Source organism: Streptomyces sp. NBC_01460 (assembly GCF_036227405.1).
Lineage (GTDB): Bacteria > Actinomycetota > Actinomycetes > Streptomycetales > Streptomycetaceae > Streptomyces.
On the sequence record NZ_CP109473.1, the window covers coordinates 1186531 to 1210965 of the forward strand.

21 protein-coding genes are annotated in these 24435 nt (G+C 71.6%); 10 read left to right on the top strand and 11 right to left on the bottom strand.

Features of this window, described 5'->3' with window-relative positions:
- Positions 1-72: 72 nt before the first annotated feature.
- Complete coding sequence (locus OG488_RS05250) at positions 73-1098, top strand: hypothetical protein (RefSeq protein WP_329226360.1); 1026 nt, start codon at positions 73-75, stop codon at positions 1096-1098.
- 66 nt (positions 1099-1164) lie between these two features.
- Positions 1165-2475 (top strand): MFS transporter, encoded by a 1311-nt coding sequence (locus tag OG488_RS05255; RefSeq protein WP_329226362.1) that lies wholly within the window; start codon positions 1165-1167, stop codon positions 2473-2475.
- Here OG488_RS05255 and OG488_RS05260 read toward each other — a convergent pair.
- The 3 genes from OG488_RS05260 to tuf form a co-directional block, all read right to left on the bottom strand.
- Positions 2437-3282: a spermidine synthase gene (locus tag OG488_RS05260; RefSeq protein WP_329226364.1), complete on the bottom strand. Its 846-nt coding sequence runs from the start codon at positions 3280-3282 to the stop codon at positions 2437-2439. The two genes, OG488_RS05255 and OG488_RS05260, sit on opposite strands and share 39 nt — an antisense overlap.
- Before the next feature lie 40 nt (positions 3283-3322).
- Positions 3323-4174, bottom strand: a complete 852-nt coding sequence (locus OG488_RS05265; protein WP_329226366.1) for a patatin-like phospholipase family protein — start codon at positions 4172-4174, stop codon at positions 3323-3325.
- Positions 4175-4243: 69 nt separating this feature from the next.
- Positions 4244-5413 (bottom strand): elongation factor Tu, encoded by a 1170-nt coding sequence (tuf, locus tag OG488_RS05270; RefSeq protein WP_329226368.1) that lies wholly within the window; start codon positions 5411-5413, stop codon positions 4244-4246.
- Between the two features lie 638 nt (positions 5414-6051).
- Between tuf and OG488_RS05275 the strand changes: the two genes are divergently transcribed.
- The 3 genes from OG488_RS05275 to OG488_RS05285 all read left to right on the top strand — a co-directional run bounded on the left by OG488_RS05275 (position 6052) and on the right by OG488_RS05285 (position 8788).
- Positions 6052-6774 (top strand): TVP38/TMEM64 family protein, encoded by a 723-nt coding sequence (locus OG488_RS05275; RefSeq protein WP_329226370.1) that lies wholly within the window; start codon positions 6052-6054, stop codon positions 6772-6774.
- Positions 6775-6945: 171 nt separating this feature from the next.
- The gene (locus tag OG488_RS05280) at positions 6946-7818 is read left to right on the top strand and encodes an undecaprenyl-diphosphate phosphatase (RefSeq protein ID WP_329226372.1); all 873 of its coding nucleotides are present in this window, start codon (positions 6946-6948) and stop codon (positions 7816-7818) included.
- 184 nt (positions 7819-8002) lie between these two features.
- Positions 8003-8788: an SGNH/GDSL hydrolase family protein gene (locus OG488_RS05285; protein ID WP_329226373.1), complete on the top strand. Its 786-nt coding sequence runs from the start codon at positions 8003-8005 to the stop codon at positions 8786-8788.
- 2 nt (positions 8789-8790) lie between these two features.
- Here OG488_RS05285 and OG488_RS05290 read toward each other — a convergent pair whose 3' ends face one another.
- Entirely contained in the window at positions 8791-12972 is a 4182-nt protein-coding gene (locus OG488_RS05290; protein ID WP_329226375.1) for a bifunctional nitrate reductase/sulfite reductase flavoprotein subunit alpha, read from the bottom strand.
- A 217-nt stretch (positions 12973-13189) separates the two neighbouring features.
- Here OG488_RS05290 and OG488_RS05295 point away from each other — a divergent pair, with 217 nt between their 5' ends.
- The 3 genes from OG488_RS05295 to lnt all read left to right on the top strand — a co-directional run bounded on the left by OG488_RS05295 (position 13190) and on the right by lnt (position 16332).
- Positions 13190-14050: a universal stress protein gene (locus OG488_RS05295; RefSeq protein ID WP_329226377.1), complete on the top strand. Its 861-nt coding sequence runs from the start codon at positions 13190-13192 to the stop codon at positions 14048-14050.
- A 70-nt stretch (positions 14051-14120) separates the two neighbouring features.
- The gene (locus OG488_RS05300; protein ID WP_329226379.1) at positions 14121-14591 is read left to right on the top strand and encodes a nuclear transport factor 2 family protein; all 471 of its coding nucleotides are present in this window, start codon (positions 14121-14123) and stop codon (positions 14589-14591) included.
- A 112-nt stretch (positions 14592-14703) separates the two neighbouring features.
- On the top strand, positions 14704-16332 hold the full coding sequence (gene lnt, locus OG488_RS05305; RefSeq protein ID WP_329226381.1) for an apolipoprotein N-acyltransferase: 1629 nt from the start codon (positions 14704-14706) through the stop codon (positions 16330-16332).
- Here the strand turns inward: lnt and OG488_RS05310 are convergent.
- Both OG488_RS05310 and OG488_RS05315 read right to left on the bottom strand, forming a co-directional pair.
- Positions 16256-17161 carry a Gfo/Idh/MocA family protein gene (locus OG488_RS05310; protein ID WP_329226383.1) on the bottom strand — a complete coding sequence of 302 codons (906 nt, stop codon included), beginning with the start codon at positions 17159-17161 and terminating at the stop codon, positions 16256-16258. The genes lnt and OG488_RS05310 overlap by 77 nt on opposite strands.
- A gap of 33 nt (positions 17162-17194) precedes the next feature.
- Positions 17195-18406 carry an FAD-dependent oxidoreductase gene (locus tag OG488_RS05315; protein WP_329226385.1) on the bottom strand — a complete coding sequence of 404 codons (1212 nt, stop codon included), beginning with the start codon at positions 18404-18406 and terminating at the stop codon, positions 17195-17197.
- An 83-nt stretch (positions 18407-18489) separates the two neighbouring features.
- Here OG488_RS05315 and OG488_RS05320 point away from each other — a divergent pair, with 83 nt between their 5' ends.
- Entirely contained in the window at positions 18490-19110 is a 621-nt protein-coding gene (locus tag OG488_RS05320; protein ID WP_329226386.1) for a TetR/AcrR family transcriptional regulator, read from the top strand.
- Between the two features lie 54 nt (positions 19111-19164).
- Entirely contained in the window at positions 19165-19692 is a 528-nt protein-coding gene (locus OG488_RS05325) for a DinB family protein (protein ID WP_329226388.1), read from the top strand.
- Positions 19693-19722: 30 nt separating this feature from the next.
- Here OG488_RS05325 and OG488_RS05330 read toward each other — a convergent pair whose 3' ends face one another.
- The 5 genes from OG488_RS05330 to fabG form a co-directional block, all read right to left on the bottom strand.
- On the bottom strand, positions 19723-20217 hold the full coding sequence (locus tag OG488_RS05330; RefSeq protein ID WP_329226390.1) for a hypothetical protein: 495 nt from the start codon (positions 20215-20217) through the stop codon (positions 19723-19725).
- 75 nt (positions 20218-20292) lie between these two features.
- A complete protein-coding gene (locus OG488_RS05335) occupies positions 20293-21012 on the bottom strand; it encodes a uracil-DNA glycosylase (protein WP_329226391.1) in 720 nt (239 codons plus the stop codon).
- 90 nt (positions 21013-21102) lie between these two features.
- A complete protein-coding gene (locus tag OG488_RS05340) occupies positions 21103-22683 on the bottom strand; it encodes an ABC transporter substrate-binding protein (protein ID WP_329226393.1) in 1581 nt (526 codons plus the stop codon).
- Positions 22684-22800: 117 nt separating this feature from the next.
- Positions 22801-23556, bottom strand: a complete 756-nt coding sequence (locus OG488_RS05345; RefSeq protein ID WP_329226395.1) for an SDR family oxidoreductase — start codon at positions 23554-23556, stop codon at positions 22801-22803.
- Between the two features lie 22 nt (positions 23557-23578).
- The gene (gene fabG / locus OG488_RS05350) at positions 23579-24340 is read right to left on the bottom strand and encodes a 3-oxoacyl-ACP reductase FabG (protein WP_329226396.1); all 762 of its coding nucleotides are present in this window, start codon (positions 24338-24340) and stop codon (positions 23579-23581) included.
- Positions 24341-24435: the final 95 nt, after the last annotated feature.

The window sequence follows — 24435 nt, forward strand, 5'->3', positions numbered from 1 at the left end:
AGCCGTCCTTGACCATCCCCTCACAGGGGCGGCCGTAGCAGCGGGCGCCCTGCCCCTCTATGGTTACTGGCCATGTGGCCAGGACAGCAGCCGCCCGGGGGCGAGCAGAACCCGCAGGACCAGAACCAGAACCCGTACCAGCAGCCGGGGTACCAACAGCCCAATCCCTACCAGCAGCCGGGATACCAGCAGCAGGGCCAGCCGGGTTACCCGCAGCCCAACCCGTACCAGCAGCCCACCGTGCCGCAGTACGCCGTGCCGGGCGGGCCCGGCGGTCCGCAGGACGACAAGAGGAAGACGACGATCGTGGCCGTCGTCGCGGCCACCGCCGTGGTCGTGGCGGCCGTCGTCACGGGTGTCGTCGTGATGAACAAGGACGACAAGGGCGGCTCGACCGTGGCCGACGACAAGTCGTCCGCGTCGCCCACCGCGAAGCCGTCCGGCACCACCTCCTCCCCCGCGGCCAACCCGCGGGGCGGCGAGGAAGCCGCGCCGACGGTTCCGGGGTGGAAGGTCGTCACCAATCCCAAGTGGGGCACGCAGTTCGACGTGCCCGGCGACTGGGAGGTCGCCGGAACGGGTGTGTTCTCGGGCTTCGAGGACGTGAAGGACCCCACGGGCCCTCCCGCCGTCGGCTTCTCCGCACCCGCGCACCTCAAGAGCAAGTGGTGCGTCGACGACGAGGACAAGGACGGCTCCAAGGAGGACACCGGCCTGGCCGGTGTCGGCACGAAGGGCGGTCAGGGCGCCAAGAACACCAACGAGGCGGCCACGAACGAGGCCGCCAACTGGGTCTGGGCCGCCTATGCGCAGGAGGACCCCAAGGACAAGGTCAAGGTCGGCAAGCCCAAGGCCTACACGACCGAGTCGGGTCTGTCGGGCAGCGTCGTCACGGCCACCGCCACGGGGCTCGCCAACAAGGGCAAGTGCGACACCGACGGCAAGTCCATCGCGTTCACCTTCAAGAACGCCAAGGACGAGTACGCGTCCTGGATCCTCTACGCCAACGCCGGCGTCGACGACGAACTCCCGGACGCCACCATCCAGAAGATCCTCAGCACGGTACGCCTGGCGGAGGGCACGGAGACCGCTTCCTGAGCCCGCGCCGTACGCGGCCGGACCGCCCATTTGGCGGGAGGGGGTCGCGGCGGGGATAGTCCCTTGGTGACCTCCGCCTCCACATCCTCCTCCCCCGGCCACCGCTCCCTTCCGGCGGGCCGTAATTTCGGTCTGCTGACCGCCGCCGCGATCATCACCAGCCTGGGCACCAACGGTGCCCTGATCGCGGCGGCGTTCGCGGTCCTGGAGTCGGGGGGCGACGGCGGCGACGTCGGTCTCGTCGCCGCCGCGCGAACCGCCCCGCTCGTGCTCTTCCTGCTGATCGGCGGCGCGGTCGCGGACCGGCTGCCGCGTCACCGGGTGATGGTGGCCGCGAACACGCTCAACTGCCTCTCCCAGGCCGCGTTCGCCTGGCTGGTCCTGACCGGCGAGGCCCGGCTGTGGCACATGATGCTGCTCACGGGGCTCTGCGGCATCGGCCAGGCCTTCTTCGGCCCGGCCTCCGAAGGCATGCTGATGTCCAGCGTCAGCGGGGAGCAGGCTGCCCGCGCCTTCGCCTTCTTCCGCATGTCCATGCACGGCGCCGCCATCGGCGGCGCGGCGCTCGGCGGCGCCATGATCGCCGCCATGGACCCGGGCTGGGTGCTGGCGGTCGACGCGGCGGCCTTCGCCGTCGCGGGCGCGCTCCGGGCCTTCCTCGACGTGGGCCACATCCCTGCGCGCCTTCCGGGCGGCGGGCTGCTCGCCGATCTCCGGGACGGCTGGCGCGAGGTCGTCGGGCGCCCCTGGCTCTGGGCCGTCGTGCTGCAGTTCTCCGTGGTGGTCGCCGTCGTCGGCGCCGCCGAGGCGGTGTACGGGCCGCTGGTGGCGCGGGACGAGCTCGGAGGTGCCCGCCCCTGGGGCTTCGCCCTGGCGGCGTTCGGGGTCGGCACCCTGGGCGGGGCCCTGCTGATGATGCGGTGGAAGCCGCGGCGACTGCTGTTGGCGGGGACGCTCTGCGTGTTCCCGCTGGCCCTGCCGTCGGCGGGACTGGCGATCCCGCTGCCGGTGGCCGGTCTCTGCGCGGTGATGTTCGTGACGGGGATCGCCATCGAGGTGTTCGGCGTCTCCTGGATGACGGCCCTGCATCAGGAGATCCCCGAGGAGAAGCTGTCGCGGGTGTCGGCGTACGACTGGTTCGGATCCGTCGCGATGGTGCCGCTGGCCACGGCGGCGGCCGGTCCTGTCGAGTCGCTCGTCGGCCGCAGCGAGGCCCTGTGGGGCTGTGCGGCCCTGATCGTCCTGGTGACGGCGGGCGTGCTGTTCGTCCCCGACGTACGCAATCTGACGCGCCGCACCGCGGTGAAGAAGATCAGCGTCCCGGAGCCGTCGCGGGAGTCAGCCGATGCTGAAGGCGCCGTCGGGGGGCTCGGGTGAGGCCACGGCCTCGCTGTCCCGGACAGGCCTCGCACCGCCGATGAGCCGGGCGAGTGCCGGACCGTGCTCGACCCGGGCGGGGAACACGTCGGCGGCACACAGCCTGGTCAGCGGCGCGATGTCCAGCGGGGCACGGGAGGCGAGCAGCACGGCGTTGCCGAAGCGCCGCCCGCGCAGGACGGCCGGTTCGGCGATGAGCGCGACCTCGTCGAACACCTCGGCGAAGTTGGCCAGTTGCGACCGCAGGAAAGTGAAGGGCGCACCGTCGGCCAGGTTGGCCGCGTAGACGCCGTCCGCCCGCAGGACCCGCCCCGCGGCCCGCGCGTACTCGACGGAGGCCAGGTGCGCGGGCACCCGTGCGCCGCCGAAGACATCGGCGATCAGGAGATCGGCGGAGTCCTCCGGTGCCTCTTCGAGCCATCCCCGGGCGTCGATGGCGTGCACGGTGATGCCGGCTCCCTCCGGCAGCGGCAGGTGCTCGCCGACGAGCTCGACGAGCCCCCGGTCCGCCTCCGCCACGTCCTGCCGTGAGCCGGGGCGGGTCGCCGCGACGTAACGCGGCAGCGTGAGCGCGCCTCCGCCGAGGTGCACCGCGTCCAGCGGCTCCCCCGGGGCGCCCGCCCGGTCCACCACGTGGCCGAGGCGCCGTACGTACTCGAATTCGAGGTGGCCGGGCTCGTCGAGGTCGACGTACGACTGCGGGGCGCCGTCGACCGTGAGCAGCCAGGCCCGGTCCCGGTCCACGTCGGGCAGCAGCCTGGCGGTGCCGCGGTCGGTGTCGCGGATGACGGGTATCGGCTCGTTCACTCCCCCATTGTGACGGGCGTCCGGCCCTCCTCCCGCCCGGTCAGCCGTTCCACACCGCGGCGACGGCTTCGGTGTGCGCGGCGGACTGCGCGAGTCCCGCCCTGGCCGCCGCGGCCCGGCGTGCCGGGTCCAAAGAGTTGCGGCCGATGGCCTTCCTGGTGGCCGCGTCCGGGGTGATGACCTCGACGCGGGCGCCCGCCGCCTCCAGCTCGGCGGCCTGCGCACGGGGCGAGGCGATGACCTTGTTGCCACTGGCGGTGGGTGCGATCACGACGACGCGTCCGTATCCGGAGGCGAGGTGGGCGTTGGCCGGGGAATGCACACCTCCGTCGATCCAGCTGCCGCCGCCAGCGCTGACGACGGGCCAGACCGCGGGAACCGCGCAGCTGGCGGTGACCGCGTCTGCGAGCGGGACCGTCCCCGTCCTGTCGAAGGTGTGCAGCGCGCCGGTGGACGCGTCCACGGCCGTGACCAGCAGGTGCCGTTCGGGCCATTCGGACGACGGAAGCCAGCTCGCGATCATTTCCCGGCGTTCCTCCGCCGTCGCGGCGGGCCGGCTCTCACGGGCCAGGGCCCCCAGTCTCCTGCCGTACTCGTCGGGCGTACGGGAGGAGAGCACCGCTCTGGCGTAGCGGAGGATGGTGACGGGGCCGAGTCGGCCCGCCGTCCCCTTCTCGCTCTCCGGGGTGGCGAGCTGTCGCTCGTAGAGGTCACTGATGCCTGCTGGTCCGAAGGCGAGCCGCGCCCCGACGAGGGCACCCGCGGAGCTCCCGACGATCAGATCCGCGGTGGAGAGGTCGACGCCCGCCTTGGCGAGTCCGTGCAGGATGCCGCTTTCCCATGCGGTGCCGGTGATGCCTCCGGCACCCAGTACGAGAGCTGTGTCTGCCATGTGCACCAGTCTGCCCGAGAGGACGCGGCCCGCCTTCCCGGGGTCGGGAGGGCGGGCCGCGCACCGCCGTCAGAGCAGGCCGGTGACCGTGCCGGCGCCGACCGTGCGGCCGCCTTCGCGGATCGCGAAGCCGAGGCCGGACTCCAGCGGCACGTCACGGCCGAGCTCGACGGTCATGGTGACCGTGTCGCCGGGCCGGGCCACCGCCGCCTCGCCGAGGTCGACGTCCCCGACGACGTCCGCCGTACGGATGTAGAACTGCGGCCGGTACCCGGTGGTGACCGGGGTGCTCCGGCCCCCTTCCCGAGCCGGGAGGACGTACACCTGCGCGGTGAAACGCCTGCTCGGCGTGACGCTGCCGGGCGCCGCGACCACGTGACCGCGGCGGACACGGTCGCGCTCGACCCCTCGCAGCAGCAGCGCGACGTTGTCGCCGGCCTCGGCGGACTCCATCGGCTTCCCGAAGGTCTCCAGGCCGGTGACGACCGTCTCGACGTCCGCGCCGAGCACCGAGACGCGGTCCCCGACGCGCACGGTGCCGCGCTCCACGGCTCCGGTGACGACGGTCCCGCGGCCCGTGATGGTGAGCACGTTCTCCACGGACAGGAGGAACGGCGCGTCGGTGTAGCGCACCGGCATCGGTACGTACGTGTCGACGGCGTCCAGCAGACCCTCCACGGACGCGGTCCAGCGTGGGTCGCCCTGCAGCGCGCCGAGCCCCGAGACCCGTACGACGGGGACGGTGTCGCCTCCGTAACCGTGCGCGGTGAGCAGCTCGCGGACCTCCAGCTCGACCAGGTCGGTCAGCTCGGGGTCACCCGCGTCGGCCTTGTTGAGGGCGACGACGATGTGGTCGACGCCGACCTGACGGGCCAGCAGGACGTGCTCCGCGGTCTGCGGCATGATGCCGTCGAGCGCGGACACGACGAGGATCGCCCCGTCGAGCTGCGCCGCCCCGGTGACCATGTTCTTGATGTAGTCGGCGTGTCCGGGCATGTCGACGTGCGCGTAGTGGCGGGTGTCGGTCTCGTACTCGACGTGCGCGATGTTGATGGTGATGCCGCGCTGCGCCTCCTCGGGGGCCCGGTCGATCCGGTCGAACGGCACGAAGGTGCCGCTGCCGCGGTCGCTCAGCACCTTGGTGATGGCGGCGGTCAGGGTGGTCTTGCCGTGGTCGACGTGGCCCATGGTGCCGATGTTCAGGTGGGGCTTGGTGCGCACGTATGCCGTCTTGGGCATGGCTCGTTCCTTGGTGTTCGAAGCTGAGAGAGAAGACCCCAGGGCCCCGCCGACCCTCCCCTTGCGGGGTCCGCCGGACTGTCGGGGGAGGGTCAGCTTCGGGCGCCGCCGAAGGGCGCCGCGGCAGCGGTGAACGCTGCGTCGGTAGCTGCTGCTGCGGGTGCGGTCGCAGGGCTCACGGCAGCCTTCGGCGTGTCCGCGACTGCGGACTGCGCTGCGAGGAAGGCGTACCGGAACATGCCCTGATCATGGCGGAGCGGTGCGGCGGCGTCGAATGGTTTTCGGGCGGCGCCTACCGGCCTGCGGACGGGAGGATTCGGGCGCGGTCGATACGCGGCGGCAAACCCCAGGACCGGCCGACCGTCGCCGGGGAGCAGTTGGCGACGAGGAGGGCCGGCGAACGATCGATCCGCCCTGCGAGCAGGCCTGTTCGCGGTACTCGGGGGCCACGCCGCTGCTCACATCCTGTTCCCGTGGCGGCGCGGACGATCGCAGCACGACGGACGGGCACGGGTGTGCGGCCGTGACAACAACTGGCTCTGCGCCGCTCGCCGCAGGAGCGGCCACGTGACGAGTGACTCGTCGCCCCAACCCGCACATTACGGCGATCACACACCTGTTTCGGTTACGCTCCCCAGATGTTCGACCCCGTCTCCGCAACACGGCCCTCCGGTGGCCTCGCAGTGCGCTGTACGAGGGCGCTGCTCTCCCCCTGGTCCCGGTTCTCCCTGCTCGTGGTGGTCCTGCTGGCCGCCGCCGTCACCATGCTGCTGTTCGAACCACAACGGCTCCTCGCCTCCGGCTGGCCGTCCCAACTCACGGGTTCCGGCGCCGCGATGCTGTTCGGGCTCGCCTACGGTGTGTGCACCGTGGCCTTCGTGCCGCGCCCGCTGCTCAATCTGGCGGCCGGTGCGCTGTTCGGCGCCCAGGCCGGTCTCGCGGCGGCGCTGGCCGGCACCGTCCTCGGTGCGGGTGTCTCCTTCCTGCTCGGCAGGGTGCTGGGGCAGGACGCGCTCCGGACGCTGTTGCGCGGCAAGTACCTGAAAGCGGCGGACGGACTGCTGAGCCGGCACGGTTTCAGGTCCATGCTCGCGCTGCGGCTCTTCCCCGGGGTGCCGTTCGCCGCGGCCAACTACTGCGCGGCGACCTCCCGCATGGGCTACCCGCCGTTCCTCCTGGCCACCGGGCTCGGCTCGATCCCGAACACGGCCGCGTACGTCATCGCGGGGAGCTCGGCCTCCTCGCCGACCTCGCCGGTGTTCCTGGCGGCGATGGGCTTCATCGTGCTGTCCGGCGCGGGAGCGGCCCTGGTGGCCTGGCGCAGGCGGCACCGGCTGGGCGGGGCGGGCGGCGCGGCGTAGCCAGGGGCAGGCGGCACCCCGTTCACCTGCAGGCGATACGCTGCGCGCAACCGACAGAGGATGTCCGGGGCCGTGGCGTCCCGTCTCCCTTTCTGACCGCATCCGCACGCTGCCGACGGCCTTCGCGTCCGTCGGCCGTTGCATGAGTACCTCCGGGATGGCCTAAGCCCCATGAGCTGGTTCGAATCATTCGTCCTGGGCCTCGTTCAGGGACTGACCGAGTTCCTGCCGATCTCCTCCAGCGCGCATCTGCGGCTGACCGCGGCGTTCGCGGGCTGGCACGACCCGGGCGCCGCGTTCACCGCGATCACGCAGATCGGCACGGAGGCCGCGGTCCTCATCTACTTCCGCAAGGACATCGCCCGGATCATCTCGGCCTGGTTCCGGTCGCTGACCAATTCCTCGATGCGCGGCGACCACGACGCCCAGATGGGGTGGCTGGTCATCATCGGCTCGATTCCCATCGGCGTCCTCGGTGTGACCTTCAAGGACCAGATCGAGGGTCCTTTCCGCGACCTCCGTCTGATCGCGACGACGCTGATCGTCATGGGCATCGTCCTCGGCGTCGCGGACCGGCTCGCCGCCCGCGACGAGACCGGCGGCAAGCACCGGGCGATCAAGGAGCGCAAGTCACTCAAGGAACTGGGTGTCAGGGACGGTCTGATCTTCGGGTTCTGCCAGGCGATGGCCCTGATCCCGGGTGTCTCCCGCTCGGGTGCCACGATCAGCGGTGGTCTGCTCATGGGGTACACCCGCGAGGCGGCGGCCCGCTACTCCTTCCTCCTGGCGATCCCTGCGGTGCTGGCATCGGGAGCGTTCGAGCTGAAGGACGCGGGCGAGGGACACGTCTCCTGGGGCCCGACGATCTTCGCCACGGTCATCGCGTTCGGGGTCGGGTACGCGGTCATCGCGTGGTTCATGAAGTTCATCACCACGAAGAGCTTCATGCCGTTCGTGATCTACCGCGTGATCCTGGGCATCGTGCTGTTCATCCTGGTCGGCGCCGGTGTGCTGAGCCCCCACGCGGGCGAGTCCGCGGGCTGAGAAGGACCCTGCCTCGCCTGACTCCCGGACCGTCCTGGTCCGGGAGTCAGTCATTTCGCCGATGACGTGCGGGCGTGGGCGCGGGAGGTTGGGCGTGGTCCACGGCCGTCGGTCTCACACGACGGCCGTGGACCACCGCTCGTCACTCCCGCGCTCCCTTCGCTCCCACCTCACGGAGAACCCCATGTCCCTGCCCCGCACGGCCTGTGCCGCAGTACTGGCCCTCGCCCTCGCCTCGGTCGCCGTCCCCGCCTCCGCCGCTCCGGCCGCGGCGGTGTCCGAGGTGAACTACGTGGCCCTCGGTGACTCGTACGCCTCCGGCACCGGCGCCGGCAGCTACTCCGACGTCGCGTGCACGCGGAGCCGCAACGCCTATCCCGCGCTCTGGGCCGATGCCAACGACCCGGCCTCGTTCGCCTTCGCCGCGTGCGGCGGTGCGAAGATCCCCGACGTGCTGAGCAGCCAGGTGGGGGAACTGGGCGAGGAGACCACCCTGGTGAGCCTGAGCATCGGGGGCAACGACTCCGGGTTCGCCTCGACCATGCTCAGCTGTCAGTACTCCACCCAGTCGGCCTGCGAGCGGGCCCTGAAGACGGCCGGGGAGTACGTGGTGAACGAGCTGCCGGGTGAGCTGGACGGCCTCTACGCGACCGTCCGCGCCCGCGCGCCCCGTGCCGAGGTCGTGATCATCGGCTACCCGCACCTCTACAAGGAGGGCGGCCTCTGCCTCGGCGGGCTCAGCTCCGCCAAGCGCTCGGCGATCAACGACGGCTCGGACCTGCTCAACGAGACCATCGCGGACCGTGCCCGGGCGGCCGGATTCGCCTTCGCGGACGGCCGGCCGGCCTTCGCCGGGCACGAGATCTGCACCGGTGACGCCTGGATCAGCAGCACGAACGTCCATCCGACGGCCGAGGGGCACGCGTCCGCGTACCTCCCGGCCTTCGCCTCCGCCGTCTCCGGGAGCTGAGCTCAGTACACGTCGCGTACGTACCGCTTGTCCGCGGCCAACTGCTTGACGTACGCGGCGGCGGCGTCCTCCTGGAGTCCTCCGTGGGCCACGGCGATGTCGCGCAGGGTCCGGTCCACGTCCTTCGCCATCCGGGAGGCGTCGCCGCAGACGTAGAAGTGGGCGCCCTCCTGGAGCCAGGACCACAGCTGGGCTCCGTGCTCCCGCATCCGGTCCTGGACGTAGACCTTGGCCCGCTGGTCCCGGGAGAACGCGGTGTCCAGGCGGGTCAGGGTGCCTTCACGGCGCAGTGAGTCGAGCTCCTCCTGGTAGTAGAAGTCGCTCGCCCTGCGCTGCTCGCCGAAGAACAGCCAGTTGGCTGCCCGGTGGCCGAGAGCCCTCCGTTCGTCGAGGAACCCGACGAACGGGGCGACTCCGGTGCCGGGGCCGACCATCACCATGGGGATCGACGGATCGGCCGGCGGGCGGAAGTGCGGGGCGTGCTGGACGAAGACGGGGACGGGGTGGCCCTCCTCCGCGTCGGCGAGGAAGGTGGAGGCCACCCCCTTACGGACGGCGCCGTGACGGTTCTCGTAGCGGACGACGGAGACCGTGAGCCGCACGAGGCCGGGGTCGGTGCGAGGGCTGGAGGATATGGAGTAGAGCCTGGGCCGGAGACGGGTGAGGGCCTCGGTCCACTCGGCGGCGGTGGCCCGGGCGGAATGTTCGGCGATGACGTCGACCGCCTGCCTGCCCCAGGTCCACTGCGCGAGTTCGCCCTTGTTGTCCGGGCGCAGCAGCTTCTTGAGGGTCCGGTCATGGGTGCGCTCGGCGACCAGGCGCAGGAGCGCGGGGGTGATCCGGGCGATGTCCAGGTGGCGGTGGAGGGCTTCGCCCAGGGGCACGGTGCCGGCGCTCGGCACATCGACGGGGTCCGCGGGGTCCAGTCCTGTGACGGCCAGCCATTCCGCGACGAGTGCGGGGCAGTTGAGGGCCTCCACACCGAGTGCGTCACCCGCCTCGTAGGTGAGGGGCACAGGACTGTCCCGCGTGTCGAAGGTGAACTGCCGCACCTCCTTGGCCGCTCCGGGGAGACTGAGCAGCTTGTTGCCCACGAGGCGTCCGGTCGCCGTCCTGGCCGAACGGCCCGTGGTGGAGGGGGCGGAGGCGGACGGTGGGACGGGTCCGGGGACGGCGACGGGCGGGGCCGTCGGCCCGGCCGTGGTGCCCAGGGCCGCGAACACCTCGTCGAGCCACTGCCCGGCCGGCTCCTCGTAGTCCGGTTCGCAGTCCGTACGGGGGACGAGCCGCACGGCGCCCAGCTCCCCGAAGCGTTCGTCGAGCCGCCTGCCGTGCCCGCAGAAGTCGTCGTACGAGGAGTCGCCGAGGGCCAGCACGGCGTACCGCACGCCGTCCAGCCGGGGCGTGTCGGGCGCGTTGAGCGACTCCCAGAACCCGGAGCCGTTGTCCGGCGCGTCCCCGTCGCCGAAGGTGCTGGTGACGACGAGCAGGTCGGCGGTGCGCGGGATGTTCTCCAGAGGGCTGTCGTCCATCCCTAGGAGCGTCGCCGTGCGCCCTTCGTCGGTCAGCCGGCGCGCCGCCGCCGCGGCGACCTCCTCGGCGTTGCCGGTCTGGGACGCCCAGAGGACCACGACTTGCCGGCCGGCGGGCGCGGAGGAGGCCGCGTCGGAGGCCGGTGCGGTCCCCGCCGGCTCCCCGACCCCGTCCGCCGTAAGACGGGAGAACATGCCGGCCAGTACCCCGTTGACCCAGAGGGCGTGGTCCGGCGCGAACGGCGCGTGTGCCGGGAGTACGGGCGTGCCGCCGGTCCCCGTGCCGATCCCCGCGAGGAAGCCGGACAGATAGCGCCGCTCGTGTTCCGCCAGGACGGGCGGGGCGGTGTCCGCGATCCCGAACACCCCGGCGAGGGCGGCGGGCGCTACCGCGAGTGCCGGGACGGCGGGGGCGCCGGAGAGCGCCGGGACGGCCGGGGCCGGTGCGGGTACGACCGCGGCGACCTTCTGCAGCGTCACGGCGCAGACCTTGAACTCGGGCTGGAAGGAGACCGGGTCGACCGCGTCGTTGGTGACGGCGTTCACGCTCAGGTACTCACCGAAGAGGTCGTTCCAGTGGAACGGAGCGAAGCAGTCCCCGGCACGCACCCGGTCGGTCACGACGGCCGGGAGCACGGCCCGGCCGCGGCGTGAGGCGACCTCGACGGAGTCGCCCTCCGCGATCGAGAGGGCCGCCGCGTCCTGCGGGTTGATCTCCACGAAGGGGCCGGGGTTCAGCTTGTTGAGCTTGGCGACCTTCCCGGTCTTCGTCAGGGTGTGCCACTGGTGCTGCAGCCGGCCGGTGTTGAGCACGAAGGGGAAGTCCTCGTCGGGCATCTCGGCCGCCGGCAGGTGCGGGCGGGCGAAGAACACCGCTCGGCCGCTCGCCGTGGGGAAGGACAGCCGGGGCACGCTCCCGTCGGGCCGCACGGTCAGGGTCTGGCTGACGCCGTCGTTGAGGTAGCGCACCGGGTTGCGGTCGGGACCCTCGGGGGAGGCGCTGGGCCACTGGACGGGGGTGCGCCGCAGTCGCTCGTAGCTGACTCCGCGCAGGTCGTAGCCGGTCTTGGGATTGTGGGCCCGCTTGATCTCCTCGAAGATCTCCTCGGCGCTGCCGTAGCCGAAGGCCTCTTCGTACCCCATCTCGCAGGCGATCCGCGCGATGATCCGCCAGTCCGGCCAGGCCTCCCCCGGCGGATCGGCGGCCTGCCGTGCCAGCGTGAGGTTCCGCTCCGAGTTGATCATGACGCCTTCGGCCTCGCCCCAGAGCGCGGCGGGCAGGGCGACATCGGCGTACGCGTTGGTCTCGGTGTCGGCGAACACGTCCTGGGTGACGACGAACTCCGCCGCCTCGAGTCCCTCGATGACGGTGCGCCGGTTGGCCACGGACGCCACCGGGTTGGTGCAGATGATCCAGCAGGCCTTGATCTCGCCCTCGGACATCCGCCGGAACATGTCGACGGTCCCGGCGCCCGCCGCGTCCGTGCGCAGGGTCCCGGGCGCGAGGTCCCACAGCTCCTCGACGAAGGCGCGGTCGTCGTCGGACTGCAGGCCGCGCTGGCCGGGCAGGCCAGGGCCCATGTAGCCCATCTCGCGGCCACCCATGGCGTTGGGCTGGCCGGTGAGCGAGAAGGGGCCGCTGCCCGGGCGGCAGACGGCTCCGGTGGCCAGGTGGAGGTTGATCAGGGCGTTGGTGTTCCACGTGCCGTGGGTGCTCTGGTTGAGTCCCATGGTCCAGCAGCTCATCCACTCCCCGGCCTCACCGATCCAGCGGGCGGCCAGGCGGATGTCCGCCTCCGGGATGCCGGTGGTCCGGGCGACCGCGGCGGGGGTGTAGTCCCGCAGGAAGTCGGGCATCGCCTCCCAGCCCTCGGTGTGCTCCGCGATGAAGTCGGGGTCGGTGTGGCCGTTCTCCACGAGGAGGTGCATCAGGCCGTTGAGCAACGCCAGGTCGGTGCCGGGACGTATCTGCAGGAAGAGGTCGGCCTTCTCCGCGGTGGCGTTGCGCCGGGGGTCGACCACGATGAGCCTGGCACCGGCCTTCACCCGCTCCATGAGGCGGAGGAAGAGGATGGGGTGGCAGTCCGCCATGTTCGAGCCGACGACGAAGAAGGTGTCGGCGTGCTCGAAGTCCTCGTACGACCCGGGCGGTCCGTCCGCTCCGAGCGAGAGCTTGTAGCCGCTGCCCGCGCTCGCCATGCAGAGCCGGGAGTTCGACTCGATCCAGCTGGTGCGGACGAAGCCCTTGGCCAGCTTGTTGGCGAGGTACTGCGCCTCCAGCGTCATCTGCCCCGAGACGTAGAGGGCGAGCGCGTCGGGCCCGTGCTCGTCGACGACCGCCCGCAGCCTGCGCGCGGTCTCCTTGACGGCGGCGTCCATGGGCGACGGCACCGGCTCCTCGCTGCGGTCGGCCCGCACCAGGGCCGTCGTCAGCCGGCCGGGAGCGGCGAGCATGTCGGCGCTCGTCGCCCCCTTGGTGCAGAGCCTCCCGCGGTTCGCGGGGTGCTCCTTGTCGCCCGTGGCCTTCAGGACGGTGCGCCGCCCGTCGGGTCCCCCGCCGATGTCGAGGACCATGCCGCAGCCGACACCGCAGTACGAGCAGACCGTCCGCACCCGGTCGGGAGTGTCCGGCTGCGCATTCGGCACGGTCATGGACGGCCTCTCCTGGGGGAACGCTGACACCGCGACGGTACGAAACGTCCGTTTCCCGGGTGTCACGCCGGACGATCAAGCGTGGTTACGTCCCCTGCACAGCGGCCTGCGTACGCCGGTGAGGCCCGCGGGCCACGGATGCGCAATCGGGCGATAATCGCCATTCCGGGCATCCTTCCCCGGCCGGGGAAGTCCACCGACCGCCCTGGAGGCCCGTATGACCGCCCGAGACCTTCCCGTGATCGCCGGGGTGGACGGTTCCGCGCACAGTTGGGAGGCGCTCGACTGGGCCGTCGGGGAGGCCGTGCGCCGCGGTCTGCCGCTGCTGGTCGTGCATGTCCGGCCGCAGGCCCGGCGGGCCGAGCAGGAGGGGGTGCGCTCGTCCGAGGAGCTGCTCGCGCAGGCCGTACTCCGGGCCTCCCGGGCCGCCCCGGGGCTGCCCACCTCGACCCTGGCGCCGCTGGACTTCCCCTCGGCGGCGCTGACCTCCCTCAGCCGTGACGCCTCGACGGTGGTCGTCGGATCCCGCGGCCTCGGCGGATTCCGCTCGCTGATGATCGGCTCCAACAGCCTGGCAACGGCGTCGATGGCGCGGTGTCCGGTCGTCGTCGTCCACACCGGCCGGACGGACGAGAGCGAGGCGGAGCGGGCGGACGCCTTCCCGGACGTCGTCGTCGGGGTGGCCGCCGACGACAGCGGTGGAGAGGTCCTCGATTTCGCCTTCGAGGCCGCGGCCTCCAGGCCGGGGGCGCGGCTGAGGCTCGTGCACGGATGGACGATGTTCTCGTCGATGCTGTCCGGCGGCCCGGTGTTCGACAGCGGGGCGGCGGCGGACGCGGCCGACCGGGCCCTCGCCGAACTCACCGCGGGCCGGCGCGAGACGTATCCGGGGGTCGAGGTCGTGCGCGAACCGGTCCGGGGCTCGGCGTCACGCACGCTGGTCACGGCGTCGGCCACCGCCGCCCTGACGGTCGTCGGCCGGCGCAGGGGCGGCGAGTCCCTCGGTCTCGGCCTCTCCCCCGTCGCGCTGACGACGGTGACGCACGCCCTCGGCCCGGTGGCCGTCGTACCCACCTGAGGCCGGGACCGGGAGCCGCGGACCGTGCGCGGCCCTTGGCGTGCCGGTTCCACCGGCGGAGACTTGGGCGATGACACAGCGTGTGGCTCTCGCGACCGTGATGGACCGGCTCTCCATCGATGCAGTGATCACCGACTACGCCGTGGCGGTGGACGAGGGCGCGTGGGATGCCTGCACCGCCCTGTTCACGCCCGACGGACGTGCCGACCACCGCGGGGCGGGCGGGGCCGAGTCCTCCGCCGCCGAGGGGGTGCGGTGGCTGGCGGAGAGCCTGCGGCTGCTCCCGGTCCGTCAGCACCTGGTCGTCAACCGGCGGCTGGACCTCGAGGACCTGGGCGGCTATCCGGGGGACCACGCGCGGGTGCGGGCCGACTACCTGCGCCCCACGGGCCCGGCGCCCGCCGACGACGGCGCGGCCGCTCCGGTCTTCCTCACCGGCGGCCGGTACGAGTTCGAGCTGAGGCGGACGGACACGGGCTGGCGGATCCGGAGGCTCATCGCGCACGAGACCTGGCGGTGCGCGCCCACGGACGCCGGTTGAGCCGGCGCCGGATCCGGAGGCACGCGCCCGGTGGCCGCGGCACGCCCCCTGTGCGCTCCTGATCTTCTGGACCACACTGGGATCAGGCGGACGACCGGCGAGGAGGACACGCATGCCGATGCGGGGCGGGCGGATTCCCGACGACGCGGCCGAGGACGGCGGCGCACGGCCGTACGAACGGCTGCTGGCATCCCGGACCGGGCGCGGCGCAGCGGCGCTGTGCGCGGGCGCGCTGCCGGCCCTCGCGTTTCCCGCCCCGTCGCTCCGGTGGTTCGCGTACGTCGCCCTGGTGCCCTGGCTTCTGCTGATCCGGTCGTCGGGCACGGCGCGGCGCGCGGCCGTCGACGGCTGGCTCGGAGGAACGGGCTTCATGCTCGCCGTGCACCACTGGCTGATGCCGAGTCTGCACGTGTTCATCCTCCTGCTCGCGGCACTCCTCGGACTTCTGTGGGCGCCCTGGGGCGTCCTGGTGGCCCGGCTGCTCGGCGGATCACCGTCCGTCCCGCTCTCCGTCGTCGCCGTCGCCGTGGTGCCGTCCGGATGGCTGATGATCGAGCTCGTCCGCTCCTGGGAAGGCCTCGGCGGGCCCTGGGGGCTGCTGGGGGCGAGCCAGTGGGACGTCCCGCTCGCGTTGCGTACCGCCTCCGTCGGCGGTGTATGGCTGGTCAGCCTCGGTGTGGTGGCCGTGAACACCCTGGTAGCCCTGCTGATCGGCGTACCGGCGGCCCGCCGGGCCGTGGCCGTGTGCCTGGTGGTGGGCGCGGTGGGTGTCGGCGCGACGGCGGTGTGGGCGCCGCGGCCCGAGGAGACCGGCTCGGTGCGTATCGCCGTCGTGCAGCCCGGCGTGGTCGACGGACCCGGCAGCGTCGAGCGCCGCTTCGCGCGGAGCGAGGAGCTGACCCGAGGTCTGGCGGGCCAGGACGTGGACCTGGTCGTGTGGGGCGAGAGCAGTGTGGGCGTGGATCTGTCCCGGAGCCCCCGGACTGCGGACCGGATCACCGCGCTGTCGCGTCTGGTCGGAGCCGACGTGCTGGTCAACATGGACGCGCGGCGCACGGACGGTCCTGACCGCTCCGGGATCTTCAAGTCGGCGGTCCTGGTGGGCCCGGACGGCCCGACCGGTGACCGCTACGACAAGATGCGCCTGGTGCCGTTCGGTGAGTACGTCCCGGCGCGATCCCTGCTCGGATGGGCGACGTCGGTGGGCAAGGCGGCGGGCGAGGACCGGCTGCGGGGCAGCAGCCCGGTGGTGATGGATCTCCCGGACGGGCTGCGGGTGGGCCCCCTGGTCTGCTTCGAGTCGGCGTTCCCGGACATGAGCAGGCACCTGGCGAAGGAGGGTGCCCAGGTGCTCGTCGCCCAGTCGTCCACCTCGACGTTCCAGCACAGTTGGGCCCCGGAGCAGCACGCCTCGCTGGGGGCGCTGCGGGCCGCCGAGTCGGGCCGCCCGATGGTGCACGCCACGCTCACGGGCGTCAGCGCGGTGTACGGCCCGCACGGCGAGCGGGTGGGAGCGCCTCTCGGGACGGACGCGAGTGAGGCCTCCGTCTTCGACGTACCGCTCGCCCGGGGGACCACCCTCTACGTCCGGCTGGGCGCCTGGCCGGTGTACGGCGCGTTGGCCGTGCTGGCCGTCTTCTTCGGGGCCGCAGGCCTGCGGGCCCTCAGGACGCCTGCTCCGACGCGTCCCGGAGGACCCGCTCGCACAGCCGGTGGGTCTCCAGAGCGTCCCGGGCGCTGAGCACCTCTCCCGCCCGGACCGCGTCCAGGAAGGACAGCACGCTCTGTTCGATCCCGCGCTGACGGGCGACCGGGACCCAGTCCCCGCGTCGCCGCAGGGTCGGCTGGCCCTTGTGGTCGACGACGTCCGAGAGGTTGAGCACCTGCCGCTTGCTGTCCTGCCCCGAGACCTCGAGGATCTCCTCGGTCGACCCGTTGAGCCGGTTCATCATGCCGATGGCGGTGAACCCGTCGCCCGACAGCTGGAGCACCACGTGGTGCATCAGCCCTTCGACGATCCGCGCGCGCACGACGACGTTCGACACGGGCCCGGGGACGAGGAAGCGCAAAGTGTCGACGACGTGGATGAAGTCGTCGAGGACCATGGTGCGCGGGTCCTCGGGCAGTCCCACCCGGTTCTTCTGCAGGAGGATCAGCTCGCGCGGGTGCTCCGCGCACTGCGCGTACGACGGGGCGAGCCTGCGGTTGAAGCCGACCGCGAGGGTGATCCCACGCTCCTCGGCGAGGGCCACCAGCCGCTCGGATTCGGCGAGTTCGTAGGAGAGCGGCTTGTCGACATAGGTGGGGACGCCCGCTTCCAGCAGCCGCCCGACGATCTCCGCGTGCGCGGCGGTCGGCGCGTGCACGAAGGCGGCGTCCAGACCCTGGGCCAGGAGCGAGTCGAGATCCTCGTGGCACTGCGCCGCGGGGATCCGGTGGGCCCCGGCCACGGCGGCCAGCGTGGCCGGGGTGCGGGTCTGCAGGTGCAGCTCCACACCGGGCAGGGTCGTCAGTACCGGCAGATACGCCTTCTGCGCGATGTCGCCGAGTCCGATGCAGCCGACCTTCACGAGGTTCTCCCTGTCGCTTCGACCAGGGCCTTGTCACGGCCGTGTCCGCTGTCCTTCCCTGGTCCCGGCAGCATACGTGCGCCGCGGCGGCTCCCAGTCGGCGATGCCGTCGAACGCGCGCAGGACGAGCCCCGGCCCCAGACGGGAGGCCGCGGACATCAGCCCGGCGCGGAGGGTCACCGCGGGGCGGGAGGAGAGCTGCATCATCCGGGAGACCCGCGCCGCCTTGCGGACGATGGCGGTGGTGCGGGGCTGCCGGTCCGCGCTGTAGGCGGCGGCCGCCGCCCTCTGGTCCGCCTCCGGCGCCATGTGGTGGGCGAGCACGACCGCGTCCTCGATGGCCTGGTTGCCGCCCTGGCCCAGCGTGGGGGCCATGGCGTGCGCGGCGTCACCGACGAGCACCGTGCGGCCCCCGTGGAAGGCCGGCAGGGGAACGGTCATCTGGTGCACGTCATGGCGCAGGACCTGACCGGGCTCGACGGCTTCGATGATCTCCGGTACCGGGTGGTGCCAGTCCCCGAACCTGCGCAGCAGCTCGGCCTTCTCGTCGTCGGCGGCCCGCGCTCCGGCCGGGGCCGTGGCGGCGGCGTACGCGTAGATCCGGCCGTCCTTCATCGGATGGCTGCCCCACAGCGACCCCCGGCCCCATGTCTCGTGCGAGGGGAACGGCCTTTCGGGAGCGGGGGCGAGGACACGCCACGTGGTGAAACCGCTGTACGACGGCCCTGGGTGGCGGGGGAAGAGCGCGGCGCGGACTCCGGAACGGATCCCGTCGGCGCCGACCACGAGATCGGCCTCGATGTCCCCGGAGGGCGTCCTGACCACGGCCCGGCGCCCGCCCGCGTGGCCCGCGTCCACGAGCAGCGCCGACGTGCCTGTCCGTACCGCCTCCCCCGGGAGTCCGGCGCGGAGCAGCTCGACGAGCGCCGAGCGGGGCAGCAGGACGAGCGGCCCCCCGAACCGCGCGGCCGCGTCGGCGCTGTCGGTGCGGGCGAGCCAGCGCCCGGACGGTGTGCGCATGCCTCCGTCGCCCTGCCAGGCGGCGAGGTCCCTGACCGCGTCGCCGAGACCGATCACATCGAGGGCGCGCTGGGAGTTGGGGGCGAGGCTGATGCCCGCGCCGATGGGCTCCAGCGAGGGGGAGCGCTCCAGCACCGTGACCTCCCAGCCTCTCCGGTACAGGGCCACGGCGGCCGTGAGCCCGCCGATTCCGCTCCCGATGACCACCGCATGGGACGTCGTCATGACTGAACTCCCTCTTGGAACTACACCTGTAGTACGCGAGCTCCACCGTACTACAGGTGTAGTAGAGGAGGTAGATTGACCCCATGTCCCCACGTTCCGCCTCCACGCACGCCACCCCGTCCGGGCCGCCGCCCCTTTCCCGCACCGACCTGATCGCCGATTCCGCACTCGCCCTTCTGGCCGAGCGCGGGATGAGGGGCCTGACCCACCGGGGGGTCGACGAGCGGGCCGGGCTCCCCCAGGGCTCGACGTCGAACCACGCCCGCACCCGGGAGGCCCTGCTGGAAGCGGCCGTACGCCGGCTCGCCGAGCGGGAGGCCCAGGTGCTCGCGCCCGGGGAATGGCTGGTGAGCGGCGATCCGGGGCAGGTCGCAGTGGGGCTGGCGCGCGCCCTGCACCGGTATCTGACCAGCGGCACCGAGCTCCTGGTCTGCCGGTACGAACTGGCCCTGGAGGCCACCCGGCGGCCCGGTCTGCGGGCGTTCTACGACAGTGCGGGCGAACGGTTCCGCGCGCCGCTGGTGGCACTGATGACCACGGCCGGATCGGCCGAACCGGAACGCCACGCGCTCTCGGTCGTGGCCTGGGCGGAAGGCATGATGTTCGCCTGCGCCGCGGGTTCCTACCACCGGGCCGTGCCTACCGAGGCAGAACTGTGCAGGAGCTGCACCGAGTTGGTGCGGGGGATGCTCGGCAGCCGCTGACCGGGGAGCCGGAAAGCGATGGCCTGGTGATCATCAGTGCGCCAGGATGGCCCGATGACCACAGAAGAGACCACCGCACCGGAACGGTCCGAACCCGCGCTCGACGCGGCCGAGCGGCAGATGCTCGAGGGGTGGCTGGACTACCACCGCGCGACCCTGGCCATGAAGTGCGAGGGCCTGACCGACGCCCAGCTGCGCGAGGCCTCCGTGCCTCCGTCGGAATTCACCCTCCTCGGCCTCGTACGGCACCTCGCCGAGAACGAGCGCGGCTGGTTCCGGGAGGTGCTCGCCGGTGAGGAGCTCCCCCTGATCTACGGGACGGACGAGGATCCGGACGGCGAGTTCCACCTCACCGAGGCGGACACCTGGGAGGAGGCCAGGACCACCTGGCAGGCGGAGATCGAGAAGGCCCGGGCCAACGCGGCGAGGTTCGAACTCGACAGCCCGTCCGTCGGTGTGAGCAAGGAGGGCAAGCCCTTCAGCCTCCGCTGGATCTACACGCACATGATCGAGGAGTACGCCCGGCACAACGGGCACGCGGACCTGGTGAGGGAGCGGATCGACGGCGCCACCGGCGAATGACCGGTGGCACACTGCGGGGGCCGGTCCGTTTCACTCCCCTGCCACGCTCCGCCGCAGACGCTGCTCCATCCGCCTGATGCCGTCGCGGACAGCGCCGCCGTACCCGTCACCCTCCACGACCCCGGCGGCGTCCCAGGCCCGGTCCAGATGGATGCGGGCCGCCCCGAAGCGCCGCAGCTTCAGGTAGTCCGCCGCCAGATTGAGATGCAGCGAGGGGAAGAAGGCCCGCACCGCACCGGCGTCCCGGTGCGGTGCTGCCCGTTCCACGGCCGCCTCCCCCGCCAGGCTTTCGGCAGCCTTCAACGCCTTCAGATCCCAGGCGAGTTCGTCCTCGAGGTCGTCCTGGGTGTCCGCCATGTAGTGCGCGAGGGTGCAGCGGTGCAGGGCTTCGCCGGACTCGCCGATCTCCGACCAGATGACCCCGAACCGATTCCTGGCCTCTTCACGGTCCCCTGCGTGGAGCAGCATGATCGCCTGACCGATCCTGGTCATGACGACGTCCCCCGGCACTTCCCGCTGCTCCACGTCAGAGGTCTCCCTGATCCACGTCCGGCCTGTTCCGGTGGCTCCGACGCTAGCCGCAGCCACCGGCAATCCGGCTCAGGCGCGGGCCCCGGCGGCCGGCCGTGCCACCTCCCGGCCCAGGTCCGGGATCCGCCAGTCGATGGGCTCGTGGCCCTGCGCCGCGACGGCCTCGTTGATCTGGGTGAAGGGGCGGGAGCCGAACCACTTCTTGGCGGAGAGCGGGGACGGGTGCGCGCCCTTGACCACCACATGGCGGTCCTGGTCGATCAGCGGGATCTTCTTCTGGGCGTAGTTGCCCCAGAGGACGAAGACGGCCGGGTCGGGGCGCTCGGCCACCGCGCGGATGACCGCGTCGGTGACCTTCTCCCAGCCCTTGGCCTTGTGCGAGTTGGCCTCGCCGGCGCGGACCGTGAGCACCGCGTTGAGCAGGAGGACGCCCTGCTCGGCCCACGGCATCAGATACCCGTTGTCCGGGACCGGCAGGCCGAGCTCGTCGTTCATCTCCTTGTAGATGTTGCGCAGGGAGGGGGGTGTCCTGACACCCGGCCTGACCGAGAAGCACAGGCCGTGGCCCTGACCCTCGCCGTGGTAGGGGTCCTGGCCCAGGACGAGGACCTTCACCCGGTCGTACGGCGTGGCCTCCAGCGCGGCGAAGACCTGATCGCGCGGCGGGTACACCGGTCCCCTGGCCCGCTCCTCCTCGACGAAGTCGGTGAGCTCCTTGAAGTAGGGCTTCTGCAGCTCTTCGCCGAGGACGCCGCGCCAGGACTCGGGCAGCAGGTCGGTGTCGGTCACGTGCACAACCTCCGGTAAGCGATCGGTTCTTCGTCACAGAACCTACCGGGGGCCACTGACAACGGAACCGCCGCTCCCGCCGCCACCTTCCTACCAGCTGGTCTTGCGGTACAGCTCCCACATCTGCATGACCGTCTGCGGGTCGAGCGCGCGCTCGCCGCCGCCGATGTCCTCACCGGCCGCCACGTAGAGCTTGCCCTGCCACAGGGGCAGCAGCCGCACGTCCTTGACGAGGATCTCCTGGGCCCGCTTGAACTGATCGGAGACGGCACCGCGGTCGCTCTCCTTGCGGGAGGACGGCAGCAGCTCCTGGGTGATCTCGTCGGTCAGGTAGGGGGTGCCGGTGACGCTCTCCTGGCCCACGAAGGGAGCGATGAAGTTGTCCGGGTCCGGGAAGTCGGGGAACCAGCCACGCCCGAAGACCGGGTACTCGCCCTGGGTGAAGCCCTCCTGGAAGGACTTCCAGGGCGCGCTCTTGAGGGTGATCCGGAACAGGCCGGACGCCTCGAGCTGGCGCTTCAGCTCGGCGAACTCCGGAGCGGTGGAGGAGCCGTAGCGGTCCGTGGTGTACCAGAAGGTCATCTTGACGGGCGTGGTGATCCCCGCGTCGGAGAGGATCGCCCTCGCCTTGGCCGGATCGGGGTCGCCGAAGGAGTCGAAGAAGCTGGTGGTGTGGCCGGCGATGCCCTTCGGGACCATGGAGTAGAGCGGTTCGGCGGTGCCCCGGTAGACCTTGGCGACGAGCGCGTCACGGTCCACCACCTGGGCGATGGCCTGCCGGACGGCGAGCTTCCCCGAGGCGGGGTCCTTGGGGTTGAAGACGAGGAAGCGGATGTCGGCGCCGACGGACTCGACGATCTGCAGACCGTTGTTGTCCTTCTTGTTGTCCTCGAGACCGATGACCTCCTCGGCGGTCAGGCCTCGGTAGGTGGCGTCGATCTCCTTCTTCTTCAACGCCTCCACCATGGGGGCGGAGTCGTCGAAGTAGCGGATCGTGACCGCGGTGTTCTTCCGGTCCGCGAACCCCTTGTAGCCGGGGTTCTTCGTCAGTTCGGCCTGCTTGCCGGGCTCGTACGAGTCCAGGACGTACGGCCCCGAACCGGTGACCTTGCCGTCGTCCCGGATGCTGTCCGCCGGGTACTCACCGGGGGGAACGATCGACATCGCGGGTGTGGCCAGGATGAACGGGAAGGTCGCGTCCGCCTTGGCGAGGTGGAAGATGACCGTGTCCTCGCCCTTGGTCTCCACCCGGTCGAGAGACCCGAGGAGGCCGGCCGGGCCGCCCTTGACCTTGATCTTCGAGATCCGGTCGATGGAGTACTTCACGGTCTCGGCGTCGATCTTCTCGCCGTTGGAGAACTTCAGGCCGGATCGCAGGGTGCACCGGTAGGCCATGCTCGTGGCGTCGGTGAACCGGCATTCCTGCGCCGCGTCGGGCTCGGGGCTGGTGCTGCCGGTCGGGAAGCTCACCAGGGTCTGGAAGACGTTCCTCATCAGCTCCCACGAGCCGTCCCACGCCGCGGCCGGATCCAGGGTCGAGGGCGAGCTCGTCGTCCCGACCGATATCCGCTGGTCCGTCTCCGAGCTGCTGTCGGACAACAGGCCGCAGCCGGTCAGCAGAGAAAGGGAAGCAAGGGCTGCAACTGTCTGCAGACTGGCCCGGTAGAACACGTGCACGCTCCTCGATCAGCCTTGGGTCGGCAGACCATACCGCAGCGCCTCGCCGGAACAATCCGCTGGCCCGGCGAGGCACTTGCGTCAATCAGGGCCAAACTGGCGCAGTCCCTCTCAGGCCACGCCGGCGTTCAGGAAAATACCGCCGTCGACCACGAGGGTCTGCCCCGTGACCCAGTCGGACTGCGCCGACGTGAGGAACGCCGCCGCACCGCCGATGTCCTGCGGGACACCGAGCCGGCCCAGGGGGTAGGCGGCCGCGGCCTCGGCCTCCCGGCCCTCGTACAGCGCCTCGGCGAACTTGGTCTTCACCACGGCCGGGGCGATCGCGTTGACCCGCACGACCGGCGCGAACTCGTGCGCCAGCTGGAGGGTCAGGTTGACCATGGCGGCCTTGCTCATGCCGTAGGCACCGATGAACGGCGAGGCGGAGACACCGGCGACCGAGGCGATGTTGACGATCGCCCCGCCGTTCTCCCGCTGCCACGCCTTCCAGGTCTGCTGGGCGAACCCGAGCGCCGAGATCACGTTGGTCTCGTAGACCTTGCGGGCGACGTTGAGGTCGAGCTCCGCCATCGGCCCGAAGACGGGGTTCGTGCCGGCGTTGTTGACCAGGTAGTCGACCCGGCCGAACGCCTCCATCGCACGCTCGACGGCCGCGGCCTGGTGCGCCTCGTCGTGCGCCTTGCCCGCGATCCCGACGGCCCGGTCGGCGCCGAGCTTCTCGACGGCCTCCTTCAGGGCGTCCTCGCCGCGTCCCGTGATGACGACGCGGTCACCCCGGGCGACGAGCGCCTCGGCGATGCCGTAACCGATGCCCCGGCTCGCGCCCGTGATGAGCGCGACCTTGCCACTGTCCTGCACTGTCATGGTGTCCGTTGCCCTTCCGGGGTCAGTTGAGCGGTCCGCCGGCGACGTACATGACCTGGCCGGACACGAAGCCCGCGTCCTCGCCGGTGAAGAAGGCGATCGCGTTGGCGATGTCCTCGGGACGCCCCACGCGCTGCACCGGGATCTGCGTCGCGGCGGCGGCCTGGAACTCCTCGAAGCCCATGCCGACCCGGGCGGCCGTCTGGGCGGTCATCTCGGTGACGATGAAACCGGGGGCGACGGCGTTGGCGGTCACGCCGAACTTGCCGAGCTCCTTGGCGAGCGTCTTCGTGAAGCCCTGGAGACCGGCCTTGACCGCGGAGTAGTTGGCCTGGCCCCGGTTGCCCAGAGCCGAGGAGGACGAGAGCGAGACGATACGGCCGAACTTGGCCTCCACCATGTGCGACTGGACGGCCTTGGCCATCAGGAACGCACCCTTGAGGTGGACGTTCATCACGAGGTCCCAGTCGGACTCGCTCATCTTGAAGAGCAGGTTGTCGCGGAGCACGCCCGCGTTGTTGACGAGGATCGTCGGGGCGCCGAGCTCGGCGGCGACGCGCGCGACGGCCGCTTCCACCTGGGCGCTGTCCGAGACGTCGCAGCCGACGGCGAGGGCCTTGCCCCCGGCGGTGGTGATCTTCTCGACCGTGTCCTTGCACGCCGCCTCGTCGAGGTCGAGTACGGCGACGGCGCGGCCCTCGGCCGCCAGGCGTACGGCGGTGGCGGCGCCGATGCCCCGTGCCGCTCCCGTCACGATGGCGACGCGCTGCTCGGTGGTGGACATGCTTGGTTCTCCTCGCCCTTGGATCGCGGCTCAGCGGACGTCAGGAAGTTCCCGATAACTGAGCAACCGCTTAGTACCTTCAGCAGACGAGACGC